9 protein-coding genes are annotated in these 9,436 nt (G+C 49.8%); 7 read left to right on the top strand and 2 right to left on the bottom strand.

What is annotated here, in order from left to right:
• The first annotated feature begins 108 nt into the window (after positions 1 to 108).
• The 4 genes from EDC38_RS16765 (at position 109) to EDC38_RS15685 (ending at position 3,580) form a co-directional block, all read left to right on the top strand.
• Complete coding sequence (locus tag EDC38_RS16765) at positions 109 to 501, top strand: GIY-YIG nuclease family protein (RefSeq protein ID WP_024461838.1); 393 nt, start codon at positions 109 to 111, stop codon at positions 499 to 501.
• Positions 502 to 1,064: 563 nt separating this feature from the next.
• Complete coding sequence (locus EDC38_RS15690) at positions 1,065 to 1,907, top strand: hypothetical protein (protein ID WP_123639476.1); 843 nt, start codon at positions 1,065 to 1,067, stop codon at positions 1,905 to 1,907.
• Between the two features lie 39 nt (positions 1,908 to 1,946).
• A complete protein-coding gene (locus EDC38_RS16760; protein ID WP_425462039.1) occupies positions 1,947 to 2,174 on the top strand; it encodes an Imm32 family immunity protein in 228 nt (75 codons plus the stop codon).
• Between the two features lie 926 nt (positions 2,175 to 3,100).
• Complete coding sequence (locus tag EDC38_RS15685; RefSeq protein ID WP_024461840.1) at positions 3,101 to 3,580, top strand: hypothetical protein; 480 nt, start codon at positions 3,101 to 3,103, stop codon at positions 3,578 to 3,580.
• Positions 3,581 to 4,254: 674 nt separating this feature from the next.
• On the opposite strand, the gene EDC38_RS15675 is transcribed toward EDC38_RS15685, so the two are convergent.
• A complete protein-coding gene (locus EDC38_RS15675) occupies positions 4,255 to 5,079 on the bottom strand; it encodes a hypothetical protein (protein WP_123639475.1) in 825 nt (274 codons plus the stop codon).
• 303 nt (positions 5,080 to 5,382) lie between these two features.
• On the opposite strand from EDC38_RS15675, the gene EDC38_RS15670 reads away from it, so the two are divergent.
• Entirely contained in the window at positions 5,383 to 5,784 is a 402-nt protein-coding gene (locus EDC38_RS15670) for a GFA family protein (RefSeq protein WP_123639474.1), read from the top strand.
• A gap of 70 nt (positions 5,785 to 5,854) precedes the next feature.
• A complete protein-coding gene (locus EDC38_RS15665) occupies positions 5,855 to 6,208 on the top strand; it encodes a DUF1622 domain-containing protein (RefSeq protein WP_123639473.1) in 354 nt (117 codons plus the stop codon).
• A 23-nt stretch (positions 6,209 to 6,231) separates the two neighbouring features.
• Here the strand turns inward: EDC38_RS15665 and EDC38_RS15660 are convergent, their stop codons facing one another.
• A complete protein-coding gene (locus tag EDC38_RS15660; protein ID WP_123639472.1) occupies positions 6,232 to 7,113 on the bottom strand; it encodes an ion transporter in 882 nt (293 codons plus the stop codon).
• A 203-nt stretch (positions 7,114 to 7,316) separates the two neighbouring features.
• Here EDC38_RS15660 and EDC38_RS15655 point away from each other — a divergent pair, with 203 nt between their 5' ends.
• Entirely contained in the window at positions 7,317 to 9,431 is a 2,115-nt protein-coding gene (locus EDC38_RS15655; RefSeq protein ID WP_123639471.1) for a BCCT family transporter, read from the top strand.
• The last annotated feature ends 5 nt before the right edge of the window (positions 9,432 to 9,436 follow it).

The raw sequence follows: 9,436 nt of genomic DNA, 5'->3' as shown, positions 1-9,436 counted from the left end.
CGGAGCAAGTCTCCAACTAGAATCCGTATAGATGGCTGCAAACCTAAACTGTCACGATATTTTACTTGCACAAAACGGGGCGTCCATAGATGTTAGGCAGAGACTCGCATGAGTATTGGATACATATACGTTTTGAGCAATCCAGCGATAAAAGGGATGGTGAAAATCGGCTTTACTCGCGGTGATGTCGACACGCGAGCTAAGGAGCTTTCCGTGGGCACTGGAGTTCCTGCCCCATATGAGGTAGAACATTTTCATTTAACAAAGGATGTAGAGCTACTTGAGCGAGCCGTGCACGCAAAGCTTGCTAGTCACCGAGTGAACGATAATCGGGAGTTCTTTTCTATTTCAGTCACGGAGGCAATAAGCGTAATCTCAGAGCTCGTAGTGGAGCCTGTAGTCCGCTATACGTGTGATAAAAAGCAACGTACGTGTAAGAGGTGTGGCCACAGCTTCCTGTATCGAGGTGAATATTTATTGTGCCCTTCGTGCGGGTTCTAGCTTTGCCTAACAAAGCCATAAAATTCGCTCCCTTCGGTCGCCGGACCTCGTTTCACTCGGCCGTTTATGGCGGGCGTTACAAGTATCAACGGTGAGGGTGGCATGTTGAGAAGTGTATTGGCATTGTTTTTATTTGTTTTACCAGTGTCAGCTTTCGCCGATTGGTCTGCCGTCCCGGACCTCGAGTCTAGAGTTTTGTGGAAGCTTGTCGCCGACGGAAGAGCAGAAGTGGTTTCTAGTGTAAGCTTTGGTCAACCGAGCTCGCGTCATATGACACGAACCGTGTTTAGGATATTGAAGGCAACTAAGGACGAGGGACCAATCAGATGGGCGGTAGAAGAGGACGGTACATACAGGCCCGTAATGTGCAAGGAGGTTTGGATAAGCGAATACAAATATTCCGGTTCTTCTTGCTCCATTCCTGGTTGTCCGCCAAGTCAAGAAGAGTGCCTCAATGAAATTGATAAAAACTTGTAACAAAGCGTGTCAATACACCGCCGCAAGCGGCGGTGGGACGCTCGTAAACTCGCGCCCTTGCACGCGGCGTTATAAGAGTAGTCGAGATGTCTGAACTCTCAGGAAAAGTGAAAAAATGGATATGTGAGCAGGGCTATCCTGTTGAGATGCATGTTGCCAAGCAATTCCGTGAAGCGGGCTTTCGGGCGACCCAATCCGAATATTACGTGGATCCGGAAAACGGAGATAGCCGGGAGATTGACGTAGTAGCCTCGTGCCAAAGGGACATGGGTGAGATTTTGGTGAGGATAACCGTTTGTGTGGAGTGTAAATCGTCCACAAAGCATCCTTGGGTTGCTTTTACGTCGCAGGATACTCGGCTTGCGAAACCCGCATCGATAGTTCAACGGCCAGCCAATAAACTAGGTAAAGAGTTTCTTCATCGGATTGCTCAGAACAAATATGCCCACCAAACTCCATTGTTCAAAATGGGGGAGCGAAATGGTTTTACGCTGACAGAAGCATTTACGTCCGGGAAAGATAATGCCTATGCAGCGTGTATAAGTGTTGCAAAATGCGCCCGGTCTCTGGTCATGAAGGCGGAGGAAGCTAGTCAGTCACAGGGCCCGGTTTGCAATATTGTCATTCCTTTGGTTGTCATTGATGGAAAGCTTTTCGAATGCCATCAAGATGACCTGGAGCTCGAGGTGGAGGAGATAAAGCAAGCTACGCTTATTTGGCGAAACCAGGTTTCCAATACAGGGCACTCAATCATTAGTGTTTGCGCTCTGGACGGGTTGCCAGGATATATTCGAAGCGTGAGTAAATTATCGAAATTCGTCTTTGACCAAGATAATGTTTTCAGAGATATGGAAAATGAGTCTTTGTCTGAATACAAAAATCGGTGGAAGCATCTTCTTATAACAAAGGGGTCAACAGGAAGCACCTGACGGTGCTCCTGTTACCACACGCGTTATGTGTAGATCATTATGAAGCTATACGGTCGAACAAAGGCAAGTAAAGACGCCCCGATGGAACTCTCCGAGGTCACGCTTTCGGCAAACCCTAGGTCTCTCCGAGAGCTGTCAGCGTTCTTAGAGCGATGTGCCGTTGAAATTGAGGAAGAAGGTGATCGCTGGGAGCATGAGCACTTCTCTAGTCAAAATCAGGCCGAAGCTCACCCTCAATTTATAGGGTTTAACCCAGAGGCTCTATGAAAATCCCACATAACCAAGCGTACCAGTTCGCCTCCGCAAGCGGCGGCAGGACGCTCGCAAGCTCGCGCCTCTGTACGCGGCGTTATAAGCACTAAGGCTATAGGGACGCACATGTACGGGAACCGTGTATTGCTAATAGCAGGAAGAACCTCTTTCTTTCATGTGTTACTGATGATGACTCTTATCGGCGGACCGATAGTGTTTTTTAGTAGTGATCTCGACATTCCCGGAAAATTGTCCATTTTTTTGTTTTTCCTCATTTCGCTTTGGTTGGTCTACTTTCTTCTGAACATTCTGTTCCACCGGCGTAGTTTAAGGAATACTGAAAAGTTGAACGAGTTCTTAGCTAAAAAGGAAGTAGAGCAAGGAAAGGACGTCGGTACATACTTGGAGGGATGGTAGTGAATGAGGCTTATAACAATCCGCTCAAATTCGTTCCGGCCACAAAAAGCGTGGCCTCCACCGGACTCGCTAACGCTCGCCGTTTAGCGGGGCGTTATGTGTCATATACACCAAAGCATGGAGTTAACATTGGAAATAGTGATAACCGAAATAGTCAATGACCATTACTCTGTAGATAAGAAAGTGTTTTGGCTAAAGTGTAGAACCAATAGCAATGCCTTTGTATCCTTCTGGGGTGAGCTTGGTAAGCCAAATAGAAACATTATCTCAATACGTAACCAAGTGCTTCCTCTCTGTATAGAAATACTGAATCCTGAGTGTTGCGAGCCAACGCAATATGAAAAATCAAAGTATGGTATTGCCCTCAGTGTTCCTTCGGATGCATATATACAAATTAATCCCGAGCAATAAGCACATAACAAATTGCTCAAGTACACTCCGGCCGCAAAAGGCGCGGCCTCCGCGGGACAACCTACACTACGTTTCGGTTGCCCCTTAGCAAGGCGTTACGCATGGAGGAGCATGTGAAGTACATTTACCTATTTATACTTTTGGCGTTCCCTTTTGAATCAGTTTTCGGTGAGAATTCAGAGTTTGAAGAACTCAGGGCGGCGTCTGAAGCTCATTTAAGTCAACTTGATGGTGAATGGCTAGGAGAAATATCTGGACTCGAGCTTCAGGGGGACTATCCCGATCAGCCTTACAAAAGCGAAATTATTATTAGAATAGACGGAGATGAGGTTCTAGTCGGAGCTAAAAGGGGAGACAATTGGTACGAGATGCCTTACGATTTTAAAATCATCCGACATAAAACCCATGCCATTGTCTACGCGTTTGCGGCAAAAGACGCGTGGGTAGAGGCTTTCAACTTTACTATTACCTTGAATAGCGTCAATGAAATGGCCTTAGTATGGTCACGAGTAGTAAATAACTATGTGCTGCCGGTAGATGACTGGGAAAGCAGAGGTTACTTCCAAGGATTCTCGCTTCTTGAACGCCAATAAGCGTAACAATGCCATCAAATTCGCTCCCTTCGGTCGCCGGACCTCGTTTCACTCGGCCGTTTATGGCGGGCGTTATGTGTACTCAAGAGAAAACTTATGGATGATCTAGCTGAAGAAGTAGGGAAAGGGTTCCTTCGAGGGATAGGATATATCCTCGCAGAGATTTTCTTCGGAACAATTTGTTACTGGGTCGGATGGCCGATCTGCAAGTTAGTCACCCTGGGGAGGTATCCGTCCTCTGCTCAAGTGGTATATCTCGAAGATTACAGGGCGCGGAATACCGGTTTCTGGTGTAGCGTAGTTGGCTTGCTGGCTCTAATATTCTCAGCGCTTTATTTAGTTGGGAAGGTCTAGCAATGTCACAGACACATAACCAAGCGCAGCACTACACAGCCTTCGGCTGTCGGATGCTCGCAAGCTCGCACCGGTGTGCGCGGCGTTATGTGTCCGAGTTCCACAAGAAAAGTAGACACCTTCTACAGTTAGAGTGGAATCCCCCAATGAGGTGGACACGCATGTATAACCCCGAAGAGGAAAAGGAGCGATACCTGTAATAAACACGGGGAATAAGATGCAAAGGTACTAGGAAAGGTAAACAGCCCGCCTCCAGGTGCACAACAGGGCACATTAAGGATTGCCCCTTTTCAACCTGCTTAACATTCCGCCAAGCCGCGTCAAATAGCCTCGTCTACATACTGCATGTGAACCTTCTTTGAGTCCCTCCAGCGAACAATGCGTTCCACCGCCCTTTCGGTCATCTGAGTTTTATAATTCAGAGGAAGATCAACATATCCGAGTTTATGGTCCTCGGAGGAAAGGTCGACCAGTTTGTGCACGAAAACGCGAAGGTAGGGATCCTCCATACGGCTGCCTTTCTTCCCGATGTAATTTGCGTGCCCCTCGACGATAACGTAAAAGCCGTCAAGATCATCTTCAAAGCCCGTAACCCGGAACTCGTTATCTTCGACAGTCACTTCAAGGCCATCCAGCGGCGTCATTAGAGCTCCAAGGTAGCTTACAGGCTCAACAGTAACATCATCGTCTTTTGCTATGAGTCGCTTCGCCTTGGTTACATCACTGACGCCATAAGCCAGGTAGACCTCCCCTTTCTCAAGTTCCGGAAAAATATCGTTGTGCTGCCTCAGCTTGGAAGCTGCATGGGCCCCGATCACTTTAGGTTTTCCCCACTGGGAGTAGTGAGCTGTAAGGTTTAATTCATCCACCACTTGCTGATGAAACATCACTACGCCGCTAACAGAAATAACCACCGTAGAGAGCAATCCGGCCGCTAGCGATCTGAGCCTGCCACTCCGTGCCACGAGATAGATTATGCCAATTAGGACATCAGCAACGACCATCGGTACAAACAAAACTAGAAAAGAAGTGTCGATCTTGAACTGGTGTTTCAGCACCATCGCGATAACAGCGAAGAGCAGGGGCATACCGCCGACATACATAAAAGGGAGAATCTGGCGGGTAAACACCATATACGTAAACATACGATTTTCCTTCAGCTTTTGGAGGCGCTAGATAGTACGGTAAAATTGTGAATAATGCATCGCTTAGGGCAGCATTCTTTGTAATTTGGTTGAGTGCGTCGCGAAAATCATGGATTACATTGAGTTCTATAGTGAAGATGGTCTATCCTGATCCTTGAACTATCTATCGCCCAACGAACATCAACCATTGAGCCCAAAGTGTCCGTGAAGGTGGTTCAGGTTCCTTTTCCGGACGTCGTTTCACTCGGCCGGTTATGGCGGTCGATATGTGTTCTTCACCTTCAGGTCATACAAGGAAATCCTATGAATAAGCATAAAGGGTCGTGTCTGTGTGGCACAGTGAGGTTTGAGGTGCAAGGGGGCTTCGACAGCTTTTACCTGTGTCATTGTAAGCACTGCCAAAAGGATACCGGATCAGCTCATGCGGCAAACTTGTTTTCGCTGTCAGCCAGCCTGACCTGGTTATCGGGTTCAGACTCCGTGACGACCTTTAGACTTCAGGGTACTCGCCATAGCAAAAGTTTCTGTCAGCTTTGCGGTTCAGCACTGCCCATAAGTGATGGCACAGGGCTACTCGTTGTTCCCGCCGGGTGCTTAGATACAGAAGTGTCTATACAACCAACCGCTCACATCTTTACATCCAGCAAAGCGGTTTGGGATAGAGAGTTGGAGGTGCTGCCAACGTTCGAGTCGCTGCCTGGTTGAGGCGCCACCATGTAGGATCATAGAAGCTGCACCTCGGTTAGTGTTTAGGGGCATTTAGGGGGGAGACAACGTGGACGATTTTCTAGCAGATGTAGCGGCCTGGTGTGCAGTGGTCATTGAGGCGATAGGCATTGGAACGATTGCCTTGTTTGCGCTATACGCATTGTTCAATGCGGTACTCAGATTGCTCAAGCGAGAGAGCCTGGATCTTATTTTCCAAGAGCTTCGTCAACTATTGGGCCGGGGTATACTGCTTGGACTTGAGTTTCTGATCGCCTCAGACATCATTTATACGGTGGCGGTAGAGCTTACCTTTGAGACCATTGGTGTGCTGGCCATCGTGGTGTTGATCCGTACGTTCCTCAGTTTTACGCTTGAAGTGGAAATGTATGGTAAATGGCCCTGGCAGGATAAGCGCGAGTAACAACTGCGCCGTTTGCAGAGCGCTTATTCTGTGCCTGCCGGGTGCTTATCAGTGTCTGAGTGTGGCTCTTCTTTCTCTTCATTCAACCAGGTGCCGCAGTGTTTGCAGTACTTGGCGTCGCGCTCATGTTGGTTTTTTCCGCATCCCGGGCATGCTTCATCGGAATAGCGGTCCTCGCGCAGCGACCGAATCACTTCTGCGGAAAATACACCGGCGGGCAGTGCGATAATTGAGTAGCCCGCGAGCATGATCATGACCGAGATGAACTGCCCCAAGGGGGTGACCGGGGAGATATCGCCGTAGCCGACGGTGGTCAGGGTGACGATACCCCAATAAATGGAGGTGGGGATGCTGGTAAACCCGGCCTCATGGGGTTCGATCAGGTAAAGAAAGGTGGAAAAAATAGTCACCAACATCAAGATGGTGAACAGGAACAGCATTATCTGGCCACGGCTTCGCTTCAGTGCGTCCAGCAGTAAGCGTCCTTGACCCACCAGGGCCATCATTTCCAGAACCCGGAATAACCGTAGTGTTCGTAGCAATCGAATGACCACCAGCGTCTGAGCCCCGGGGAGAATCAGCATCAGCCAGGTGGGCAGAACGGCCAGCACGTCGATGATGCCATAGAAGCTCTTCAGGTAAAGCAGGGGTTTATGCAGGCAATAGATGCGCAGCCCAAGCTCCAGAGTGAACAGTAAGGTAATCACCCATTCGGTGTAATAAAACAGGGTGCCGAACCGTTCGTGATATTCCTGAACACTGTCCAGCAGGATGACGCCGACACTCATGAAGATGAGAATCGCCAGTAAGATATCGAAGCCTTTGGCTACCGGGGTATCCGATTCAAAGATGATCTGGAAAAGGCGCGTTCTGATTCCGACATCGGCGGGCTTTAATGACGACATGAGCTGATTATCCTGTAAGCGGGCACCATTCAATCAACGGCAGCATAGCACTACCTGAGGCGGTGCCCAATGGTATGACGGTTGGGTCAGTGTCTGTGCTCACTTGACAATGCGTCTATACTGAATCCGATTGCGTACTCATTTTACCTGTTCGGCGCTGTTTCTGCCGAAGTAGTCACTTACCGTACGATAAGGATGAACCCATGACTCAAGATGCGTCAAAGGCTGGTGTTGGCTCCACGGTCCTGATACCGGTTTTCATTCCCGCCGTCATTGTAATCCTCATGCTGGTGGTGGGCACTATCAGTAACCCGGAGCTGGCCGGCAAGGCCTTCGCCACCACCCTCAGCTATATCACGGAAACCTTTGGTTGGTTCTACATGCTTTCCGTGGCGTTTTTCCTGGTGTTCATCGTCAGTATGGCGCTGACCAAGTGGGGCCACATCAAGCTGGGGCCGGATCACGCTGACCCTCAGTATAGCTTCCCTGCCTGGTTCGCCATGCTGTTTTCTGCGGGCTACGGTATTGCCCTGTTGTTCTTTGGTGTGGCGGAACCCGTGTTGCATTTTGCTTCTCCGCCAGAGGGCGCGGCTGAAACGGTAAATTCAGCCAAACAGGCTATGCAAATCGCTTTTTTCCACTGGGGTTTTCACATCTGGGCGATTTATGGCCTGGTGGGCCTGGTGCTGGCGTATTTTGCCTTTCGTCATGGTCTGCCATTGTCGATTCGCTCCGCACTGTATCCGTTGATCGGTGACAAAATTTATGGGCCCATGGGTCATGCGGTGGATGTGTTCGCCATTCTCGGTACCATGTTCGGTATTGCGACCACGCTTGGCTTATCGGTGGCGCAAATCAATGCCGGTATGAACTATTTATGGCCAGAGATTCCGATAAGCGTAACCGTTCAGATTATTGCAATTGCGGTAATTACCTGCCTTGCCATATTTTCAGTGGTCGCGGGGATGGATAAAGGCGTAAAACGCCTGTCTATCCTGAATATGCTTCTGGCCGTGTCGCTGATGATCTTTGTGTTTATCGTCGGGCCGAGCGTACACATTCTGGAAACCTTTCTGCAGAACACGGGTAGCTACCTGAATAACATCGTCGAGCGGACGTTCAACCTGCAGGCCTATTCCCGCAGTGACTGGATTGGTAACTGGACGCTGTTTATTTTTGGCTGGACCATCGCCTGGGCGCCGTTTGTGGGTCTGTTTATCGCCAAGATCAGTCGGGGCCGCACCATCCGTCAGTTTGTGGTCGGGGTGATGCTGGTGCCGTCGGTGTTTACGTTCATGTGGTTCTCGGTCTTTGGGGATACCGCGTTGAATCTGATCATGAATGAAGGCTATACCACGCTGATTGGCGATGTGCAGGCGGACCATGCCACGGCGCTGTTCAAGTTATACGAGGCGCTGCCTCTGAGCTCGATTGTGTCCTTTATTACCGTGATTCTGATCATCACCTTCTTTGTCACATCGTCGGACTCGGGTTCGCTGGTTATTGATTCACTGGCCTCGGGAGGTGCCATTCACACCCCCGCCTGGCAGAGAGTCTTCTGGGCGACGTCGGAAGGGTTGGTGGCGTCGGCCTTGTTGTTGGCGGGTGGCCTGAGTGCTTTGCAGACCATGACCATCGCCAGTGCCTTGCCATTTTCCATCATCATGATCATTGCGGCGGTGGGCATGTGGCGCGCCTTGGTGATTGAAGGGCACCATCACCGCAGTCTGAAAACCGATGTACAACAGCGTTTTTCCGGGACCTCCGGCAAAGGACTCTGGCGTCGTCGCCTTGCTGGTCTGGTGAACTTCCCGGATCAGGCGAAGGTGTGGGAGTTTATGACCACCACGGTCAACAAGGCCATGCATCGGGTTGAGCGTGAACTGACCAAGCAAGGGTGGTCCGCTGAAACGCATTTGGACGAAGAGCACCTTCGCCTCTACCTCAAGGTGGTCAAAGAGGAGCAGGTGGATTTCATTTACGAGATTCGGATGCTGGAACATCTGCTGCCTGATTACGCCTATCCGGAAATGCCGGATGAAGAGACCCAACGGCACTACTATCGGGCGGAAGTGTTTTTACGCCGCGGTGGTCAGCTTTACGATATTTATGGGTTTGATCAGCAGGATATTATTACCGATATTCTCGACCAGTTTGAGAAGCACCTGCACTTCCTGCACATATCCCCGGGAAGCCTGCCCTGGCGGATGGAGGAGCACGATGACCTGCTCAGTACTCCGCCTGAGCCACCGGAAGAGGAGCCCGGCGTTCAGAGCTCTGAGCAGTCATACAATGCGGACTCCCGTCAGGACGGATAAGGAGT

It is taken from the genome of Marinimicrobium koreense, from assembly GCF_003762925.1.
In the GTDB taxonomy this organism is placed as follows: domain Bacteria; phylum Pseudomonadota; class Gammaproteobacteria; order Pseudomonadales; family Cellvibrionaceae; genus Marinimicrobium; species Marinimicrobium koreense.
The sequence above is the reverse complement of the archived record's forward strand: the minus strand, read 5'-3'. Positions and strand labels throughout refer to the sequence as shown.

Excerpts from the sequence above, each read along its gene's own strand:
- EDC38_RS15690 (WP_123639476.1), top strand. The coding sequence starts at position 1,065 with ATGTCTGAACTCTCAGGAAAAGTGAAAAAATGGATATGTGAGCAGGGC.
- EDC38_RS16760 (WP_425462039.1), top strand. The coding sequence starts at position 1,947 with ATGAAGCTATACGGTCGAACAAAGGCAAGTAAAGACGCCCCGATGGAA.
- EDC38_RS16765 (WP_024461838.1), top strand. The coding sequence starts at position 109 with ATGAGTATTGGATACATATACGTTTTGAGCAATCCAGCGATAAAAGGG.
- EDC38_RS15660 (WP_123639472.1), bottom strand. The coding sequence starts at position 7,113 with ATGTCGTCATTAAAGCCCGCCGATGTCGGAATCAGAACGCGCCTTTTC.
- EDC38_RS15670 (WP_123639474.1), top strand. The coding sequence starts at position 5,383 with ATGAATAAGCATAAAGGGTCGTGTCTGTGTGGCACAGTGAGGTTTGAG.
- EDC38_RS15675 (WP_123639475.1), bottom strand. The coding sequence starts at position 5,079 with ATGTTTACGTATATGGTGTTTACCCGCCAGATTCTCCCTTTTATGTAT.
- EDC38_RS15655 (WP_123639471.1), top strand. The coding sequence starts at position 7,317 with ATGACTCAAGATGCGTCAAAGGCTGGTGTTGGCTCCACGGTCCTGATA.